General features: G+C 72.1%; 17 protein-coding genes and 1 pseudogene. 13 read left to right on the forward strand and 5 right to left on the reverse strand.

Annotated elements, in window-relative coordinates:
• Positions 1 to 23: 23 nt before the first annotated feature.
• The gene (locus ABD437_RS35100; protein ID WP_344653278.1) at positions 24 to 1,148 is read left to right on the forward strand and encodes a sensor histidine kinase; all 1,125 of its coding nucleotides are present in this window, start codon (positions 24 to 26) and stop codon (positions 1,146 to 1,148) included.
• On the forward strand, positions 1,141 to 1,803 hold the full coding sequence (locus ABD437_RS35105) for a response regulator (RefSeq protein WP_344653279.1): 663 nt from the start codon (positions 1,141 to 1,143) through the stop codon (positions 1,801 to 1,803). The genes ABD437_RS35100 and ABD437_RS35105 overlap by 8 nt, the downstream gene beginning before the upstream one ends.
• On the opposite strand, the gene ABD437_RS35110 is transcribed toward ABD437_RS35105, so the two are convergent.
• A complete protein-coding gene (locus ABD437_RS35110; protein ID WP_344653280.1) occupies positions 1,770 to 2,216 on the reverse strand; it encodes a MarR family winged helix-turn-helix transcriptional regulator in 447 nt (148 codons plus the stop codon). The two genes, ABD437_RS35105 and ABD437_RS35110, sit on opposite strands and share 34 nt — an antisense overlap.
• A gap of 45 nt (positions 2,217 to 2,261) precedes the next feature.
• On the opposite strand from ABD437_RS35110, the gene ABD437_RS35115 reads away from it, so the two are divergent.
• On the forward strand, positions 2,262 to 2,651 hold the full coding sequence (locus ABD437_RS35115; protein WP_344653281.1) for a MarR family winged helix-turn-helix transcriptional regulator: 390 nt from the start codon (positions 2,262 to 2,264) through the stop codon (positions 2,649 to 2,651).
• On the opposite strand, the gene ABD437_RS35120 is transcribed toward ABD437_RS35115, so the two are convergent.
• Positions 2,648 to 3,517 carry a fructosamine kinase family protein gene (locus tag ABD437_RS35120; protein WP_344653282.1) on the reverse strand — a complete coding sequence of 290 codons (870 nt, stop codon included), beginning with the start codon at positions 3,515 to 3,517 and terminating at the stop codon, positions 2,648 to 2,650. The two genes, ABD437_RS35115 and ABD437_RS35120, sit on opposite strands and share 4 nt — an antisense overlap.
• A 17-nt stretch (positions 3,518 to 3,534) precedes the next feature.
• Here ABD437_RS35120 and ABD437_RS35125 point away from each other — a divergent pair, with 17 nt between their 5' ends.
• Together ABD437_RS35125 and ABD437_RS35130 are read left to right on the forward strand one after the other, a co-directional pair.
• On the forward strand, positions 3,535 to 4,551 hold the full coding sequence (locus ABD437_RS35125) for a P1 family peptidase (protein ID WP_344653283.1): 1,017 nt from the start codon (positions 3,535 to 3,537) through the stop codon (positions 4,549 to 4,551).
• Positions 4,552 to 4,595: 44 nt separating this feature from the next.
• Complete coding sequence (locus tag ABD437_RS35130; RefSeq protein WP_344653284.1) at positions 4,596 to 5,105, forward strand: hypothetical protein; 510 nt, start codon at positions 4,596 to 4,598, stop codon at positions 5,103 to 5,105.
• Here ABD437_RS35130 and fdhD read toward each other — a convergent pair.
• Entirely contained in the window at positions 5,102 to 5,926 is an 825-nt protein-coding gene (gene fdhD, locus ABD437_RS35135; RefSeq protein WP_344653285.1) for a formate dehydrogenase accessory sulfurtransferase FdhD, read from the reverse strand. The genes ABD437_RS35130 and fdhD overlap by 4 nt on opposite strands.
• A gap of 63 nt (positions 5,927 to 5,989) precedes the next feature.
• On the opposite strand from fdhD, the gene mobA reads away from it, so the two are divergent.
• Genes mobA through ABD437_RS35150 form a run of 3 tightly spaced genes read left to right on the forward strand, consistent with a single transcriptional unit; the run spans position 5,990 to position 7,105 of the window.
• Positions 5,990 to 6,553, forward strand: coding sequence for a molybdenum cofactor guanylyltransferase (mobA, locus tag ABD437_RS35140; RefSeq protein WP_344653354.1), 564 nt, complete (start codon positions 5,990 to 5,992; stop codon positions 6,551 to 6,553).
• Positions 6,550 to 6,807 (forward strand): DUF6457 domain-containing protein, encoded by a 258-nt coding sequence (locus ABD437_RS35145; RefSeq protein WP_344653286.1) that lies wholly within the window; start codon positions 6,550 to 6,552, stop codon positions 6,805 to 6,807. The genes mobA and ABD437_RS35145 overlap by 4 nt, the downstream gene beginning before the upstream one ends.
• Positions 6,808 to 6,811: 4 nt before the next feature.
• Positions 6,812 to 7,105, forward strand: coding sequence for an MTH1187 family thiamine-binding protein (locus tag ABD437_RS35150; protein ID WP_344653287.1), 294 nt, complete (start codon positions 6,812 to 6,814; stop codon positions 7,103 to 7,105).
• On the opposite strand, the gene ABD437_RS35155 is transcribed toward ABD437_RS35150, so the two are convergent.
• Positions 7,102 to 7,581 carry a hypothetical protein gene (locus ABD437_RS35155; RefSeq protein ID WP_344653288.1) on the reverse strand — a complete coding sequence of 160 codons (480 nt, stop codon included), beginning with the start codon at positions 7,579 to 7,581 and terminating at the stop codon, positions 7,102 to 7,104. The two genes, ABD437_RS35150 and ABD437_RS35155, sit on opposite strands and share 4 nt — an antisense overlap.
• A gap of 173 nt (positions 7,582 to 7,754) precedes the next feature.
• On the opposite strand from ABD437_RS35155, the gene ABD437_RS35160 reads away from it, so the two are divergent.
• From ABD437_RS35160 to ABD437_RS35180, 5 genes and pseudogenes are all read left to right on the forward strand, one after another.
• Complete coding sequence (locus ABD437_RS35160; RefSeq protein WP_344653289.1) at positions 7,755 to 9,212, forward strand: T3SS (YopN, CesT) and YbjN peptide-binding chaperone 1; 1,458 nt, start codon at positions 7,755 to 7,757, stop codon at positions 9,210 to 9,212.
• 100 nt (positions 9,213 to 9,312) lie between these two features.
• The gene (locus tag ABD437_RS35165) at positions 9,313 to 10,140 is read left to right on the forward strand and encodes a hypothetical protein (protein WP_344653290.1); all 828 of its coding nucleotides are present in this window, start codon (positions 9,313 to 9,315) and stop codon (positions 10,138 to 10,140) included.
• A 127-nt stretch (positions 10,141 to 10,267) separates the two neighbouring features.
• Positions 10,268 to 12,265, forward strand: a complete 1,998-nt coding sequence (locus tag ABD437_RS35170) for an ABC transporter (protein ID WP_344653291.1) — start codon at positions 10,268 to 10,270, stop codon at positions 12,263 to 12,265.
• Positions 12,265 to 15,360 carry a GTPase gene (locus tag ABD437_RS35175; RefSeq protein WP_344653292.1) on the forward strand — a complete coding sequence of 1,032 codons (3,096 nt, stop codon included), beginning with the start codon at positions 12,265 to 12,267 and terminating at the stop codon, positions 15,358 to 15,360. The genes ABD437_RS35170 and ABD437_RS35175 overlap by 1 nt, the downstream gene beginning before the upstream one ends.
• A gap of 618 nt (positions 15,361 to 15,978) precedes the next feature.
• Positions 15,979 to 16,650, forward strand: a pseudogene (locus ABD437_RS35180) (TIR domain-containing protein); the annotation flags it as partial.
• A gap of 297 nt (positions 16,651 to 16,947) precedes the next feature.
• Here the strand turns inward: ABD437_RS35180 and ABD437_RS35185 are convergent.
• Positions 16,948 to 17,235 (reverse strand): putative quinol monooxygenase, encoded by a 288-nt coding sequence (locus ABD437_RS35185; RefSeq protein WP_344653293.1) that lies wholly within the window; start codon positions 17,233 to 17,235, stop codon positions 16,948 to 16,950.
• Between the last annotated feature and the right edge of the window lie 10 nt (positions 17,236 to 17,245).

Consider the following 17,245-nt stretch of genomic DNA (forward strand, 5'->3'; position numbering starts at 1 on the left):
CGGGCGTCACTAGCGTTCGTGCCGTGCGAACGAACCGAGCCGATCTTGTCGACGCCGCGCTCGCGGTGGCCTCGTTCGTCGTGTTCACCGGGCCGATCGTGGTCGGCGCGACCGAGGGCATCGGGCCGACGTGGGCGATCGTGGTGCTCGGGCTGCTGGCCGCGGCGCCGTTGGCCGTGCGGCGGCGGGCCCCGGTGGCGGTGCTGGCCACGGTGGCCGCCGCGCTCGTCGTCGCCGCCGCGACCGGCGTCCGCTTCACGCTGTTCGTGAGCAACGGCGGACCGGCGCTGGCCCTCGCGGCCTTCACCGTCGCCGAGCGGATGCCCAAGCGGGTCGCGATGATCGCGGCCGGGGTGGCGGTCGCGGCCGTCTCCGCGGCCGAGGTGGCGTCGATCGGGCGGCACCCGGGCGTCACCCAGGACGCGATCCAGCTGGTCACCGCCGTTCCGGCTGCGTTACTGGGGTATGCGCTCGCGGTGCGGCGCCGCTGGGACGAGCAGCTGCGTGAGCGGGAGGAGCAGCGGGCCCGCGAGGAGGAGCGGCGGATCCGGGCCGAGGAGCGGCTCCGCGTCTCCGCCGACGTGCACGACATCGTGTCGTCGACGTTGAGCATGATCGCGGTGCGGTCGGGGGTGGCCAGGGTCGTGCTCGAACAGCAGCCGGACGAGGCCCGGGTGGCGCTCAGCACCATCGAATCGGCGAGCCGGGCGGCGCTCGACGAACTCCGGACGGTGCTGCACGCGCTGCGCGAGTCGTCGGTGGCGCCGTCCGCGCCGACCCTGGCCGACCTGCCCGAACTCGTGGCCACCGCCGACTGCGACGCGACGCTGACCAGGTCACCGCCGGTCGGCGTCCCGCCGCTGGTCGAGGAGTCCGCGTACCGGGTCGTCCAGGAGGCGCTCACGAACGTCGCCAAGCACGCCGGCCGGGTGCCCACCCGCGTCGAGGTCACGTGCGCGGACGGCATTTTGTCGGTGTCGGTGGTGAACGGCGCGGGCCGGCCGGGCGCCCCGGGCGACGCCGGGTTCGGGTTGGTCGGCATGCGTGAGCGCGTCGCGTTGCTCGACGGCACGCTCGACGCCGGCCCGCGCCCCGACGGTGGGTTCGCCGTCGTCGCGCGCTTCCCGGTGGGGACCGGCCGTGGCTGACCTCCGGGTGCTCGTCGTCGACGACGAAGCACTGATCCGCGCCGGCTTCCGGGTCCTGCTCGACGCGTCACCGGGCCTCACCGTCGTCGGTGAGGCGGCCGACGGAACGACCGCGGTGCGTCAGTGCCGCGCGCTGAACCCGGACGTCCTGCTCATGGACATCCGGATGCCGGGCATGGACGGGCTGGAAGCCACCAGGCACGTCGTCGGCGACCCGTCGCTCGACGCCCGGGTGCTGATCGTCACGACGTTCGGTGAGGACGAGCACGTGTTCGCCGCGTTGCGTGCCGGTGCCAGCGGGTTCGTGCTGAAGGACACGCCGCCGGAGGACCTGGTGGCGGCGATCCGGGTCGTCGCGTCGGGGGAGTCGTTGCTGACGCCTCGGGTGACGACCCGGCTGATCGCGGAGTTCGTGCGCCGGGCACCCGTGGTGGTGCGCTCGACCGGGCTCACCGGCCTCACCGAGCGCGAACGTGAGGTGCTCGTGCAGGTGGCGGCCGGCATGTCGAACGCCGAGATCGCCGAGCACTTCGTGGTCAGCCTCAACACCGTGAAGACGCACGTCAGCCGGTTGTTGATGAAGTTGTCGGCGCGTGATCGGGCGCAGCTGGTGGTGCTGGCCTACGAGTCGGGGCTCGTCGTTCCGGGCAGCTGAGCCACGAAGTCGGTGAGCAGGCGCGCGAACGTGGCGCGCTCCTCGTCGGACCAGGCCGTCATGGCCGACGCGACCATCGACCGGCGGAAGCCGTGCACGTGCTCGGAGACGGTCTTCCCGGCCTCGGTGCGGGCCAGGAACGCCCGGCGACCGTCGGACTGGTCGGCGACCCGGACGAGCCAGCCCGCCTCGACGGCGGCGGCCACCAGGCGGCTGGCGCGGGGTTGGTCGACCTGCAGCGCGGTGGCGACACTCGACACGGTGGCCCGGTCGCCGGAGGCTTCGACCACGTCGAGGACCTCGTAGGTCGCGGCGCTCTCGCCGTGACCGGCCGCCCGCGCGAACGTCCGCCTGGTCATGCTGCGACGCATCGCGACGACGGCCCGCTCGACCGCGTCGACCTCGGTGCTCATAGCTGTTACTTTACAACTAGTTGTTGTTTTACATGGAGGTGAACCGTGGAACGACCGATCGGGTACTGGGTGAAGAACCTCGACAACGTCCTCGAGGGTTCCCTTGATCGCACGCTTGCCTCGCGCGGGGTCGGGCGCCGGCACTGGCAGACGCTGAATCTGCTGGCCGAGGCGCCGCGGACGGTCGCGGAAGCCACCGCGGAGCTGGCCCCGTTCCTCGGGCCGGGCGAGATGCTCGCGGTGCTCGCCGAACTGGAACGGTTGGGCTGGGTCGCCGGCGACCCGTACACGCTGACCGCCGACGGCACGGCGGCGCTGGAGTCGTTGCGTACCGAGGTGACGCAGGTGCGTCAGCGGGCCACCGAGGGGCTCTCGGAGGACGACTACCGGACGACGGTGGCGACCCTCCGCCGGATGGCGGAGAACCTGGCCTAGAAACTCTTCGCCGCGTCGACGGTCCGGGACGCGTACGAGGCGCCGAAGAGGACGCAGTGCACCAGCAGCGGGAACAGCTGGTGCAGGCCGACCCGTTCGCGCCAACCCGCGGCCAGCGGCGAGGTCTCGTCGTAGGCGGCAAGCACGGTGTCCAGGAAGGGCAGGCCGAACAGCGCGAGCATCGCCAGGTCGGTCTCGCGGTGCCCGCCGTAGCTCGCCGGATCGATCAGCCACCAGCCCTCGACGTCGCCGACGCGTCCGGGAAGAACGTTGCCCGACCAGAGGTCACCGTGCAGACGCGCGGGTGGTTCCGGCGGCCCGGCCGCGTCCGCGAGGCGCGCCAGCGCGTCGTCGACGGTGGACGCCTGCGCGGCCGTCAGCGCCCCGCCGTCGCGCGCCCGGCGCAGCAGCGGCCCGCAGCGATGTTTCACGTAGAACGTCGGCCAGTCCGGCTCGGGCGTGTTCGGCAGCGGCAGCGTGGCCAGCACCCCGTCGGTCTCGGCGCCGAACGTCGGTTCTCCGGCCGCGTGCAGCGCCGCCAGCCGGCGGCCGAACTCCTCGGCGCCGGCCGCGCTGGGCCCGGTCCGGTCCACCCAGGCGGTGACCAGCATCTCCGGCACGGCGGTGAGGACCTCGGGAACCCGGGCCGCGCCGGCTTCGGCCAGCCGTCGCAGCGAGCGGCCCTCGGCCGGCAGCGCGTCGTTCGGCGCCTCGGTGACCTTGGCGAACAGGCTCGTGCCGTCGTCGAGCGTCCACCGTTCGACCCGGCCACCCTTCGCACCACCCAGCGGCGTGATGCGGATCCGCTGGTGCTCGACGAGCCGCGGAATCGTCTCCGGGTGCGCACGCAGGTAGTCGAGATCCACTGGTGTTTTCTAACAGCATGGAGATGCCGACGGTCGTCCGCGCCGGAAAAACGAACAGCCTGGTCGACGTGCCGGGAATCCGCGTGGGTCAGGCGCAGCGCCGCGGCGACGGCTGGCTGTCCGGCGTCACCGTGGTGTTGCCGCCACCCGACGGTGCCGTCGGCGGCGTCGACGTGCGCGGGGGCGGGCCCGGCACGCGTGAAACCGACGTGCTCGACCCGCGCAAGCTCGTGGAGAAGATCCACGGCATCGTGCTGACCGGCGGATCCGCGTTCGGGCTGGCCTCGATCGACGGCGTCGTCAACCGGCTCGCGGACCACGGGATCGGCTTCCCGGTCGGGAACGGGGTGGTTCCGATCGTGCCGGGTGCGGTCATCTTCGACCTGTCCCGCGGCGGTGACTTCCGGTCCACACCCGACGCCGCGCTCGGCGCCGCGGCCTACGACGCGGCGACCGACGACGTCTCGACCGGCAGTGTCGGCGCCGGCACGGGCGCCGTGGCCGGCGGGTTGGCCGGTGGCGTGGGAACCGCCAGCGCCGTGCTCAGCGACGGCTACACGGTCGCCGCGCTCGCGGTCGTGAACGCGGCGGGCAGCGCGGTCGATCCGCGCACCGGCCTGCTCCACGGCGCTGCCGACGGCCTGCCCGGCGAGTTCGACCTCCGCGCGCCGGACCCGGCGGAAGTGGAGCGCTGGACCGGCCCGGCCGAACCCGGCCGGTTCAACTTCAACACCACGCTCGGCGTGATCGCCACCGACGCTCCGCTGAGCAAGGCCGGCTGCGGCGGGCTGGCGTCCGCGGCCCACGACGGGCTGGCCCGCGCGCTGCGACCGGCCCACACGATCACCGACGGAGACACGGTGTTCGCGCTGTCCACGGGTGTCGGCGAGCCGCTGACCGGAGTCGACCAGCGTGCCGTGCAGATCGTGGCGGCCGACTGCCTGAGCCGCGCGATCGCCCACGGCGTGCTCGCCGCCTCCGACCGCCCGGACGCCCGCTCGTACCGCGCGCTGTTCCCCAGCGCGATTCGCTAGATTCCGGTCCGCCCGGGAGGTCGGCGGCGCTACCGTGACCGTCCATGGCACGGGCTTGGGCCGTCGGCGCGGTCGCGTCGGTTTTCGCGCTCCTGTTGTACGAGAGCGCGCGAGGCTGGGCGTCGAGCATGGGGTCCGATCTGGTGATCCCGCTGTTCCTGCTGCTCTCCTACGTCGGCATCGGCACGGCCACCGGACACGCGGCGGTGTCGCTGACCGGTAAGCCCCGGCGGGCGTGGCCGGCCGTCCTCCTGGTGTCGGTGGTGGGCGCCGCGCTCATCGGCTGGGGACACGACGCCGAGCTGCTGCGCCCGGCGCTAGGCGCGATCCCGGCCGCGCTCGGCGGCGGGGCGTGCACCGCGGTGGGCGGATGGCTCGGGCTGGTGCTGCCGAACGTGCACCGGTCGGCGGCGCCGGTATCGGTGCTGCGGTCGCTCAAGACCGTGGAGCTGCGTGCGAAGCGAATGCCGGTGGCCACCGTCGGCCGTCACCACGAACGTCCGGCCCCACCCGCGCCGACCGACGAGCCCGACATCCTGGAGTTCGGACGCTAGAACTCGATGCGCTCGGCGCCGGTGTAGATGTTCATCGTGTCGCCGCGCAGGAACCCGACGAGCGTCATTCCCGCCTCGGCCGCGAGGTCGACCGCCAGCGTCGAGGGTGCCGACACCGCGGCCAGTAACGGCACGCCCGCCATCACGGCCTTCTGCACCAGCTCGAACGACGCGCGGCCGCTCACCATCAGCACCTGGCTCTTCGCCGGTACCGCGCCGGCCTTCAGGGCCGCGCCGAAGACCTTGTCCACCGCGTTGTGGCGCCCGACGTCCTCCCGGACGATGCTCAGCTCGCCGTCCGGGCCGGCGAGCGCGGCCGCGTGCAGCCCACCGGTGCGGTCGAACACGCGCTGGGCTCCACGCAGCCGGTCGGGGAGCTTCGCCAGCACGTCCACCCCGATCCGCAGCGGGTCCTCGTCGACCCGGAACGAGCTCTGGGTGCGTACCGCGTCGATCGACGCTTTTCCGCAGATCCCGCACGAACTCGTCGTGTAGACGTTCCGCGTGATGTCGGGCGTCGGTGGCGCCACACCGGCCGCCAGCACGACGTCCATGACGTTGTAGGTGTTCTGCCCGTCGGGCCCGGTGCCCAGGCAGTACCGCGCGCCGGCCACCTGCTCCGGCGCCGTGATCACGCCTTCGCTGAGCAGGAATCCGTGCACCAGGTCGACGTCGTCGCCGGGCGTGCGCATCGTCACCGCGAACGACTGTCCGTTGACGCGGATCTCCAGCGGCTCCTCGGCCACGAGGGTGTCGGGTCGGCGAGTCTGTTCGGAACCGTTCACACGAATCACCGGTCGGCGTCCGGTCACCCTGCCCATGGTGTTCTCCTCGCGGTCGACAGTATCCACAGTACTTTTGAATTCGTGGATCCGTACGGGGCTCTGGTGCTCGCGGGTGGGCGCGCCACGCGGTTGGGCGGCGTGCACAAGCCCGGCCTGCTGATCGGTGGCGTCCCGCTGCTCGACCGGGTGCTCGCCGCGGTGCCCGACGCGCGCCCCCGCGTCGTCGTCGGGCCGGAGCAGCCGGTGCCCGGTGACGTGCTGGTGGTTCGGGAGAACCCGCCGGGTGGGGGGCCGGTGGCGGCGCTCGCCGCCGGGTTGACCGCGCTCGGCGACGTCGACTGGGTCGCGCTGCTGGCCGGTGACCTGCCGTTCCTCACCGTCGACGCGCTGACGCTGCTACGTGGTGCCGCGCTGGAGGCGCACGGGGCGGTGCTGGTCGACGCGTCGGGCCGCGACCAATTCCTGGCCGGTGTGTACCGGGTCTCCGCCCTGGTCGACGCGGTGCGCTCCGTCGGGCCCCCGTCCGGCGCGCCGATGCGTCGGGTCGTCGCCGGGTTGGAACTGGCGCGTGTGCGGGTATCGACCGACGGCGCACCGCCGTGGCTCGACTGCGACGATGCCGAGGACATCCGGATCGCGGAAACATGGGAGGCAGGCGGATGAGCACGCTGGACGACTGGGTCGCGGCGGTCACCGTGGACTTGGGCCTGGAACACCGCGTCGACCGATCCCTGGTGCTCGACCTGGCCCGCGACGTCGCGCACGGCGTCGCCCGGCCGGCCGCGCCGCTGACCACGTTTCTGCTCGGTCTGGCCGTGGGGGCCGGCGCCGATCCGCGGGAGACCGCGACGAAGATCGCCGCACTGGCCGAGGGCTGGAACCCCGACCGGGTCTCCGACACGACGCTGGAGGACTGAACTCGTGATCGTGGCGTTCTCGGTCAGCCCGATGGGAACCGGTGAGTCGGTCGGGGAGGCGGTGGCCGCGGCCGTCCGCGTCGTCCGCGAGAGCGGCCTGCCCAATCACACCGACGCGATGTTCACCTCGATCGAGGGTGAGTGGGACGAGGTGATGGACGTGGTGAAGCGGGCCGTCGAGGCCGCCGGTGTCGGCGCCGGTCGCGTCAGCCTGGTACTCAAAGCCGACCTCCGACCGGGCGTCACCGACGGCCTGACCAGCAAGGTCGCCACCGTGGAACGGTTACTGGCCGACTAGATCCCGTCGCGGACGAGCCAGTTCTCGCCGCTCTTCACGAGCGTGAAGCCACTGCCGCTGCTGACGTCCGGCGCGGCGTGGTGCGACGTCCTCGTCGTCGTCTTCTTCTTGCCGTTCTTGTCCTTCTTGGTGGTCTTCGTGGTCTCCTCGACCTCGAGGTCACCGTCGCGGACCGTGGCGGTCGAGCCCTTGACCTGGACGTCGTTCACGTCGATCTCGTCCAGGTCGTCGCGAACGTCGGTCGACAGGTCGGCGTACCGCTTGCCGAGCGCGGAGGCGCAGTCCCCGCCCAGCTTCTGCTTGGCCGTCGAGTCGACGTAGCCGCAGGCTTCCCGGTAATCCTGCTCGCCGACCTCGTCGAGATATTCGGACAGCGCCGTCCGAACCTTGTCCTCGTTCGACGACGAGCAGCCCGTCAGCACCGTGGCCATCGTGGCTGCGGCCACCGCCGCTAGGAGGACCGGACGTAACCGCATGACTCTCTTTTCTCCTTCATAACCGGACCTCGTGTCCGATCCCACAACGAGTGTGCGGTGGAAGCGTCGAAGGAAGGATTGTTGAGTCAGCCACCCGTCATACGGGCTCGTGAGGCAGCACTAGGGTTGCCGAAGCGCGTCCGAGGCCGCGAACGCATGACACAGGAGGCGCCATGCCGGGATTCGACTGGTCCAGTGTGCCCACCAGGCTGGCCGCCGAACTGGCGCGTGAACTCGCGCTGGAAGAGGCGGCGGGAGGCCCGGCGGCCGCACTGCGGGCCACGTTCGGTCCGGTACCGCGCGTCGATTTCGTCCGCATCGCGTGGCCGATCCTGCGTGACGGATGGCTGGTCTCGGACGCCGACGCACGCTCCGACGTCGTCGCCGGGCTCCGCGCCGCCGGGCTCGGCGACCACGAGGCGGCTCCGCGCGGCGCCGACGCGCAACTCGCCTACCTGCGGTCTTGCCGGAACAACCGGCGGCTGAGACAACTCGTGCTCGACCGGTTCCTCGAACTGGGTGAAGATGACCTGCACGAGACCGATGCGCCGAGCGACGACGGGAGGCCTGTGCCGAAGCCGAAACGTGGCGTCCACTCCCGGCGGCGCCCGCCGGAGGGCTCACCGCTTCCGCTGGCCGAGGACCCGTCCACCGTCGATCTCGGCGCGAAGGTCGAGGCGGCGTGGGACGAGTTGCGGTCGGCACTGGCGGGCGTGTTGGCCCACCTGGAACTCGGGGCGCAGCTGACGCTCACGCTGGACCCCACGGCCGGCGGCACCGGCGACGCCACGTACACCGTCGAATTCGTGATGTTCGACGAGAACCTGCTGCACGCCGAAGCCGTCGGGAACGCCGCGCTCCCGCCGGGGCACCGGCTCGACCGGCACGCGATCGCCGACCTGGTGGCGCTGGGCTGGTCACCGCCCGGCGTCGTGGACGGCACCACCGACAACTTCGGCATCCAGATGCCGACGTCCGACGCCGACCGGTTGGCCGCGATCGCGATCCGGACGCTGCGCGAGGTGTACGGGACGCCGCACCCGGCGTTCCTCACGTACTCGGCCACCGCGCTGGAGGGCGAGGTGGAGGTGCTGTCGTTGGGTGCGGCGCGGCGGGTGCCCGGTGTCACTTCGGCGGCGGATGCGCCAGCTGCCCACGATCCGTCGGCCCCGCTGCCCGATCGCGTCCGCGCGGTGGTCTCCGAGCTGCTCTCCCGCCCGGTGGACGAACTGCCGCTGGACGCCGACGGCGACATCGCGATCCGCAGCGGCTCGGCGATGGTGTTCGTCCGCATCACCGACGACCCGCCGCTGGTGGAGGTGTCGTCACCGGTGTTGACCGAGGTGCGGGCCACGCAGCGGCTCTACGAGCGGCTCTCCGCGCTCACCAAGACGCTGCCGGTGGGCCGGTTGTACCTGGAGGACGACACGGTCTGGGCGTCGGTGGGGGTGTTCGGCACCGACTTCCAGCCGACGCACCTGTCGACCGCGATCCGGGTCATGACGGGCCTGGCGGACGTGCTCGACGACCGTCTCCAGGGCGACTTCGGCGGCAAGGTCTTCTTCGGCGAGGCCCTGCCCGAACGCCGCGAACCGGGTCCGCACGGCGAGCGCACCGGGATGTACCTGTGAGTTCCGGGTATCCGTTGCACGGTTTCGTCGGTGGGCTCTGGTAGGAATCCCCCCAAGACGCGGGCTCGGAACCGGAGCCCGTCGCATTGGAGGAGGCAGGATGCCGACCACCCGCAGCCGAGGGCTGTCCACTGCCGACCTCGACTCGCTCCGTACGGCGGTCGAGGCCGGACGGAAGCCCAAGGTCCAGTTCACCTCGGCCGCCGGCCAGATCGCCGGGCAGATCGGCCAGGTCGTCCGCCTGGACGATCCGTCGGCCGACGAGTGGGTCGTGGTCCGCTTCGGGCGCGACGAGCTCCCGTTCGCCCCGACTGATCTGCAGATCGCGCCGAAGGCCCCGCCGCGTCAGAAGGCGGTTCCCAAGGCGGCGGTCGCCAGCGCCCCCGCCGCGCCGGTCAGCGCCGCAGCGGAGGCGGGGAGCGCGCGCTCGAGCGGCACCGGCTCGCCGGCCGCGGTCGCCGCCGCGACGTCCACCCCCACCCGCCCGGTCACCGCGGCTGCCACTCCGGCCGAGGCCGCCGCTTCGGCGAAGCCGGCCGCACCGGCGAAGCCGGCCGCACCGGCACCTGCTGCGCCGGCCGCACCTTCACCCTCGGCTGAGGCGTCGAAGCCGGTCGCCAAGGCGCGTCCGGCTCGTAAGGCTGCCGCCAAGCGCGCTCCCGACCTCACGGTGACGCTCGCGCACCACGAGGGCCACTGGACGGTCTCCGCCGCCCGCGGGGCCCGGGTGCTGGTGAAGCCGACGTCCGTCCGCGCGGCCGACGCGCTGAAGATGGTCGGGCTCCTCGAGTCCCCGGCGGTCGCCGACGCGGTCGACGAGATCGTGTCCGCGGCGCGCGCCGAGGCCGAGGAGCAGGCCGAACGTCTCCGGCAGCAGCTGGCGGAGATCGAGGCGGCGCTGGCCGATCTGTCCGACCCCGAAGAGTAGGGCCGAGTCGGCCGGTTGGCCGGAACTTGGTCACGTCAGCCCCGCCTGACGACGGTAATCTCCGTGGCGGACACGCCGAGTGATGACGGCGGCAGCTCGTTCCGGAGAGCGAAGGGCGGGGCTCGGGGTGACGACCGACGAGGGTGTACATGCCACCTCGTGGCCGGCAGTACCCACCGCGGGGGGCGTCGCGGACCAGCTGATCTCGCCGTTACGAGCTCTCCGGGCCGGCCTCGACGAGGTGCGTTTCGAGCTGCCCCTGCACGGCGGTGAAGATGCCGCTGCCGTGGCGTCCGCACTGGCCGACCAGATCGACGACTACCTGCTGCCCCGGCTCTCGCACCCGGAGACGCCGCCCGTGCTCGTGATCGGCGGCTCCACCGGCGGCGGCAAGTCGACGCTGCTCAACACGCTCGTGGGCGCTCCGGTCAGCCCGGCCGGCGTGCTGCGCCCCACCACGCGCTCGGCCGTACTCGTCTGCCACCCCGACGACCACGGCACGTTCCTCTCCGGTGGCCCGGTGCCGGCGCTGCCGCGCACGTCCGACGGCGCCCCCGGCACGATCCGGGTCCTGCCGGCCGACTCGGTGCCGCCGGGCCTCGCGCTCGTCGACGCGCCCGACGTCGACTCGGTCGTGGCCGAGAACCGGCAGCTGGCCGTCCGGCTGCTCGGCGCCGCTGACCTGTGGATCTTCGTCACCACCGCCGCCCGGTACGCCGACGCGGTGCCGTGGGAGCTGCTCCGCGCGGCGGTGGCCAGGGGCGCCTCGATCGCGATCGTGCTGTCCCGGGTGAACCATCTGGCGCACGCGACGGTCAGCACGCACCTGCGTGAGATGTTGCGCGCCGAGGGGCTCGGCGCCGCGCCGCTCTTCGTCATCGAGCAGGTCGCGCTGGAAGAGCACGGCCTGCTGCCGGAATCGGCCGTGCGGTCACTGCGGATGTGGGCGGGTCGCATCAGTGCGTCGCCGGAACAGCGCACGGCCGTCATCCGGCAGACGCTCACCGGGGCGATCGCGGCGGTCCGCGACCGGGTCGACACGGTGGCCGACGCCACCAAGGCCCAGCAGGGCGCCGTCACGACGCTCCGTGGGCAGGTCGGCCAGGCCTACGCGGCGGCCGAGTCCCGGCTGCGTGCGTCGGTGGAGGACGGCGTGCTGTTCCGGGGCGACGTGGTCGGCCGCTGGCAGGAGTACGCCGGCAACGGTGGCCTGACGGCGATCCTCGAAGCGCGGTCGGGCAGCAAGAGCGGTGTGCTGAGCGGCCAGGCCTCGATCCGGGCGGCCCGGGTCAGGGCGGGGCTGGTCGGCGGGGTCGTCCGGCTCTTCACGTCGATCGCCGACGAGGTGGCGGCCGAGCTGGTCGCCGCATGGCGGACGAATCCCGGCGGGCCGGCCGCCGCCGAAGCGGTCACCGAGCGTGCGTCGGCCGAGGCCGCGAAGAAGGCCGAAGACGCCGCCCGGGCCTGGCTGGACGCCGTCGACGCGTCGATCGCGCGCGCCGACGGGAGCATGCGGGCCGGTGTGGTGCCGGTCGTCGTCTCCGCCGCTCTGCCGGAGGGCACGCTGCCGGTCGGGCGGGAGGTCGACGTGGCCGGCGGCACCGTGGCGCTCTCGGCCGACCTGCTGGCCGAGGTGTTCGAGGACGAGGACGTGCGTTCGGCCGGGCGAACCGCTCGTAGCGACCTGCTCGACCGGCTGGCCAGCGCGCTGGCGTCGGAGCAACACCGGTTCACCGCGCGGCTCGACGAGCTCGACCCGCCGATCGGGCTGGCCGACCGGCTCCGCGACGCCGCCCGTGCCGTCGACCGCTACGGCCCGGTCGTCGATCAGCTCTTCGCCGACCCGTCCACGCTCGATCTGCGTCCCAAGCCGGGCCCGGTCGGGCGGGAGGCCCCCTCCACGGAGACGCTGCAGGCGGTGGCGGCCGCCCTGCGTCCCGCGGTGACGCTCGACCTCCGACCGGACACCCCGAGCGACTCCTCAACCGCGGCGAGTAGCGAAACATCCGCCGAAATGACCGAAAATCCAGCCGAGCCTGTGGACAGGGCCACGGCCGTGCCGACGACGGCTAACGTCGACGCAGACGACACACCGGAGTCCGACGATTCGCCGAAGGGATCGTGATGAGCCGACCGTCAGCCGCGGACGAGCTGCCCTCGATCGCCGCGCGCCTGACGTCGCTCGAGCGTGTGATGGGCGTGGTCGACAGCCGCGTGGACGGCGACGCGTTAAGGTCCGCCCGCGACGTCACCCGCCAGATCACCGAGCGGATGTCGCTCTCCCCGGCCCACACGGTCGTCGCGCTGGCCGGTGCGACCGGCAGCGGCAAGTCGTCGATCTACAACGCGCTCGCCGGTCTCGACCTGTCCGAGGTCGGCGTCCGCCGCCCGGTCACGAACGCGCCCCACGCCTGCGTCTGGGGGCGCGACGGAGCCGGCCCCCTGCTCGACTGGTTGAGCATCCCGTACGACAACCGCACCGGCCGCGAGAGCGCGCTCGACGCCGAGTCGCAGGCCGAGCTGCGTGGCCTGGTCCTGCTCGACCTGCCCGACCACGACTCCACCCAGCTGGCCCACCGCCTCGAGGTCGACCGGTTGGTGGAGCTCGTCGATCTGCTGGTCTGGGTGCTCGACCCGCAGAAATACGCGGACGAGGCCGTGCACGCGCGGTACCTGCGTCGGCTGTCCCGGCACGCCGGCGTCACGCTCGTGGTGCTCAACCAGGTCGACATGCTCAGCAGCGCCGAGACCGAGGCGTGCCTGGCCGACGTCCGCAGGCTGCTCGACGCCGACGGGCTGCGCGGTGTGCCGCTGGTGCCGCTCTCGGCGCTGCGCGGCGACGGCATGTCCGACCTGAAAGACCGCATCACCGCCACCGTGTCGTCCCGCCAAGCCGCGGTGCGCCGGCTGGCCGCCGACCTCGACACCGTCGCCGACGAACTCGCGCCACTGGCCGGGCCGGCGGTCCGCGAAGGCGTCGACCGCGCCGCCGCCAAGCGCCTGTACACGACGCTTGCCGATGCGGCCGGAGTCGGCGCCGTCGGTGAGGCGGTGGAGCGGGGCTACAAGTTCACCGCGAGCCGCAGCCTCGGGTGGCCGCTGATCCACTGGTTCGGCCGGACGAAGTCCGATCCGCTGGCACCGCTGCGTGAGAACGCCACCAAGGCGCGGCGCCGAACGACCGCTCGGCCCGCCGTGCTGCACCCGGTGCAGCTCCCCGCCGTCGAGGAGTCGCTGCGTTCACTCGCCGACGAGACGTCGGAGGCGCTGCCCGATCCGTGGCCGCGGTTCGTGCACCGCGCGGCCCGCTCCGAGCTCGACCAGCTACCCGACGCGCTCGACCGGGCGGTCGCCACCGCCGACCTGGGCCTCGCCCGCCGGCCGCTGTGGTGGTGGGCCTACCGGGCGGTCCAGTACCTGATGGTGCTGGCGCTGCTCGGCGGCCTGGCGTGGACGCTGGGCCTGGCCATCGCGGCCGCGGTCGGCCGTTCACTCGAAGTCGGCGACCTCGTGTTGCCGTTGACCCTGCTCTTCGGTGGGCTCGTGCTGGGCCCGGTGCTGCACGTGGCCGGCATGATCGTGGCGCGTCGGGGCGCACGGATGGCGCGGCTGCGGGCCGAGCAGGCCGTGCTCGACGCGGTGACCACGGTGGCCCGCGAACGCGTCCTGGCTCCGGTGCGGGCCGAACTCAGCGCCTACGCCCAGGTGCGCGAGGCGCTCATCGATTTCGGCATCGGCGGGCCGTCGTCGGCGGAGTTAGCGGCCGCCGCCGATCCCTTCGAGCGCTCGCCGGCGGAGGCTGACCGTGCGGCCGCGGATGTGACGGGCGAGCGGCCCGGGCTGGTTGGCCCCCGGCCTGTCCGGCCGAGCACGATGTTCTCCGAGGCGGCCTCGACGAGCGCCCAGACGACTTCCGGCCCCGCCGAGCCGGAGACGGGACAGGCGATGACCCACTCCACCCCGCCGGGCACTCCCGACCGCGGTGCTTCTGATGCTGCGTCGAACGCCCCGGCTGAGAGTCGGCCTGGGGCGGAGCAGCGGGGGAGTCGATGGCCGGCCGGGCCGGGGTGGGATGGAAGCGTTCCTCCACCGCCGAGCCCCGACGCCGTCCGGCGCGGTGCGATCCCCCCGGCCCCAGCGACGCCTCCAGTGGCGCCCGGTGTACGCCCCTTCCTGGGCGGCAACACGCCACCGCCTCCGGCGGGGTCGCCGCCGATCGCGAACCTTCCACGCCCCGGTACCCCGATCTCGTCTTCGACGAGGTCGGGCCCCGGCTTTCCGGGCCAGCGCCCAGGTGGTTCGCCGCCCTCGCACCCCGGTTCACCGGCCGAGCGCCCCGATGCCGGTTCGCTCGCCTTACCGGGTGGGGCTACGTCAATGGGGCGTCCCAGCGGTGATCCGTCGCCGCTGAGCCCGAGCGGTGACTTGTCGGCGCTGCGCCCGGCTGGGTCTTCCTCGGTGGCGCGTCCCAGCGGTGATCCAAGTGCCGCTCATCCCGGCGTCGATCGGGCTGCGGCGCGCCCCGGTGCGTTCCGGCCGGGTGTGGATGGGGCTGGGGAGTCACCGGCTGCGCATCTAGGTGCGGACTCGGCTGCGGCGCGCTTGGGTGCGCGCTCGGCGCGGTTCGGGGCCGACCTGGAGACGGGGCGCCCGGGGGCGGTGGATGACGGGGCGACATCGCGGGCGGCGCACGTTCGTCGCACCGGCCCCAAGCTCCCGCCGGCGCCTCCACCGCGTCCGGAGGTCGAGCCCGACCCCGAGGTGGTGTGGGCCCGCACGCGCCCGACCTCGCCTACAGACAAAGCGGCTCGCGAGCCCCGCACCGACGCCCCACAGCCCAACTCCCGCCGCCTCGACCCATCTGGCTCCGATCGGTCCGGCCTCGACTCATCCCGACCGGATCCATCCCGACCGGATCCATCCCGACCGGATCCATCCCGACCGGATCCATCCCGGCCGGATCCATCCCGACCGGATCCATCCCGGCCGGATCCATCCCGGCCTGACTCATCCCGGCCCGGCGCTGATGAGGCAACGCAGGACGGCCCCGCAGAGCCGCAGCGCAAGGGGCTTCGCGGGTTCTTCAACCGGCGCAAAGAGTCAGCCGACGTGGTCGATCGCTGGTGGGCCACCACCGACGACGGCGACGACCCCTTCGGCCGTCCACCCTCCGGCCCATCGGACGACGACTCCCGCCCCCGAGTCCCCGGCCAACGCTGACACCTGACGTTCGAGCCCACAGCAACGCCGCCCGGACTCGACCCCACCCCAAAACTTGCTCCGCCCTCGAACCGTACAGCGAGTTTCCGCTGGTCACCCGCACCGCGCTCTGCCGGGCTGCGCCGTCCGCGTGTGCCGTGCCGCCCCAGCGGCGCTGAGTAGTGCCGCGCTTGGCCGAGCCCGCCGTCCTGCGCTGTGCGGCGCCTGCGGTCCTGCGCTGTGCGGCGCCTGCGGTCCTGCGCTGTGCCGCGCCCGCGGTCCTGCGCCGCGCCTGCCGTCCTGCGCTGCGCCTGCCGTCCTGCGCTGCGCCTGCCGTCCTGCGCCGCGCCCACCGAGCAGTGCCAAGCCGCGGCGCGACCAGCAGCGCTTTAACTGGGTCGAGGTGGGCTGGGCCGGTCTGAGTCGAATCGCACCGAGCTCCAGCCGAATCGAGCCGAGCCGCTTTGATTGAGATGATCCGAGCTGAGCTGGAGCCGGGATCCGAGCTGAAGTCGGGGTGCTGAGCTGAAGAGATGGCCGCACCCAACCGCTAGATCTTCACCGAAAACCAACTCGTAATAAGCTAACGCGATGCCGAGCACTGAGTACGACGTCGCTATTTCGTAAGCCAGCGAAGATCGGCACTATGTCAGCGCTGTAGCGAAGATACTCCACGAGCACCAAGTGCGCGTCTTCTACGACCAGTTTGAAATTGTGAATCTATGGGGCGTAGATCTCCCCGAGCACCTTGATGACGTTTATCGGAGGAAGGCTCGGTATGCGATGGTTTTCGCCTCCGAGAACTATGCGCGGAAGATGTGGACCAACCACGAGCGCCGAAGCCTTCAGACGCGAGCACTCGAGGAGAAAGATGCGTACCTCTTGCCTGTGCGCCTCGATGACACCGACATTCCCGGCCTACGTCCGACAACAGGTTACTTGGACGCCAGGCAGCACTCACCGGAAGATGTTGCTCGTGCGGTGCTGGTCAAGCTCTCGATGCCCGCTCAGCCACGGAAGGCCACGACCGAGCGCGAGCCGGTTCCGGTCCCGATGTCAATCCGGGCCAGACAACGGCTCCTCGCGGAACGTCCCTCCGGCTGGGAATACATGCTCTTGGCTGACAGGCTGTGGAACGCCGTTCAGGAGCGGGAGCCGCGATTTCTCGACTTCGAGCTCGGGTACGCACGGTCCAACGGCGCTTACGTCGAACGTGAGGACTTCCTGCACTTCGGCATTCAGCGCCTCGCCGCAGCTGGCGAACTCATCAGCAAAGCGCCCGAACTACTCAATCACAGGAATCAGCAGTGAGTTCCGAGAGCTCAAGAATCGACTCGCGGAGCTCATGGAATCGCCCATTCGAACCGTCCATGACTACGCGGATCGGCTCATCTTGGAGGCCAACACAATTCAGCCCTACCTGGCCAGCGGGAGTGACGATTCTTTGGATCTGGACTGGCAACTCACCATTGGCCTGTCTCCAGGATTCGCCGGAGCCCTCGATCGAGAATTTCGGAAGGTCTTCGGCTCTGGCTAACCTCGGCCCGGCCATGGGTCGGAGCACATGACGACCCATCAGTGCGGGTTCGAGCCGTTCGCCGCGTACGGTCAGGTGAGCGAGCGGACGTCGGCGACGTCGTACTCGGCCACCGAGGCGGAGAGCATCGCGGCGGACTGGCCCTCCTCGGGGCCGCTGCCGCGGAACGCCTCGACGGCCTCCTGCGACTCCCACCGTTCGAAGACGTTGATCCGGCCCGGATCGACGAGGTCCGCCGCGATCGAGAAGTCGAGACACCCCTCCGCGGCGCGCGCCAACTCGACGACTTTGACGCACCCGGCCAGGTAGGCCTCCCGGTCCGCCGCCGCCACCACGATCTGTCCCGCCACGATGACCATGCGTCCTACT

Origin of the sequence: Cryptosporangium japonicum, assembly GCF_039524755.1 — a bacterium.
Classification (GTDB): Bacteria; Actinomycetota; Actinomycetes; order Mycobacteriales; family Cryptosporangiaceae; genus Cryptosporangium; species Cryptosporangium japonicum.

Coding starts and splice junctions, on each gene's coding strand:
- ABD437_RS35145 (WP_344653286.1), top strand. CDS start 6,550: ATGAGCACGCTGGACGACTGGGTCGCGGCGGTCACCGTGGACTTGGGC.
- ABD437_RS35125 (WP_344653283.1), top strand. CDS start 3,535: ATGGAGATGCCGACGGTCGTCCGCGCCGGAAAAACGAACAGCCTGGTC.
- ABD437_RS35175 (WP_344653292.1), top strand. CDS start 12,265: ATGAGCCGACCGTCAGCCGCGGACGAGCTGCCCTCGATCGCCGCGCGC.
- ABD437_RS35110 (WP_344653280.1), bottom strand. CDS start 2,216: ATGAGCACCGAGGTCGACGCGGTCGAGCGGGCCGTCGTCGCGATGCGT.
- fdhD (WP_344653285.1), bottom strand. CDS start 5,926: ATGGGCAGGGTGACCGGACGCCGACCGGTGATTCGTGTGAACGGTTCC.
- ABD437_RS35155 (WP_344653288.1), bottom strand. CDS start 7,581: ATGCGGTTACGTCCGGTCCTCCTAGCGGCGGTGGCCGCAGCCACGATG.
- ABD437_RS35165 (WP_344653290.1), top strand. CDS start 9,313: ATGCCGACCACCCGCAGCCGAGGGCTGTCCACTGCCGACCTCGACTCG.
- ABD437_RS35130 (WP_344653284.1), top strand. CDS start 4,596: ATGGCACGGGCTTGGGCCGTCGGCGCGGTCGCGTCGGTTTTCGCGCTC.
- ABD437_RS35185 (WP_344653293.1), bottom strand. CDS start 17,235: ATGGTCATCGTGGCGGGACAGATCGTGGTGGCGGCGGCGGACCGGGAG.
- ABD437_RS35160 (WP_344653289.1), top strand. CDS start 7,755: ATGCCGGGATTCGACTGGTCCAGTGTGCCCACCAGGCTGGCCGCCGAA.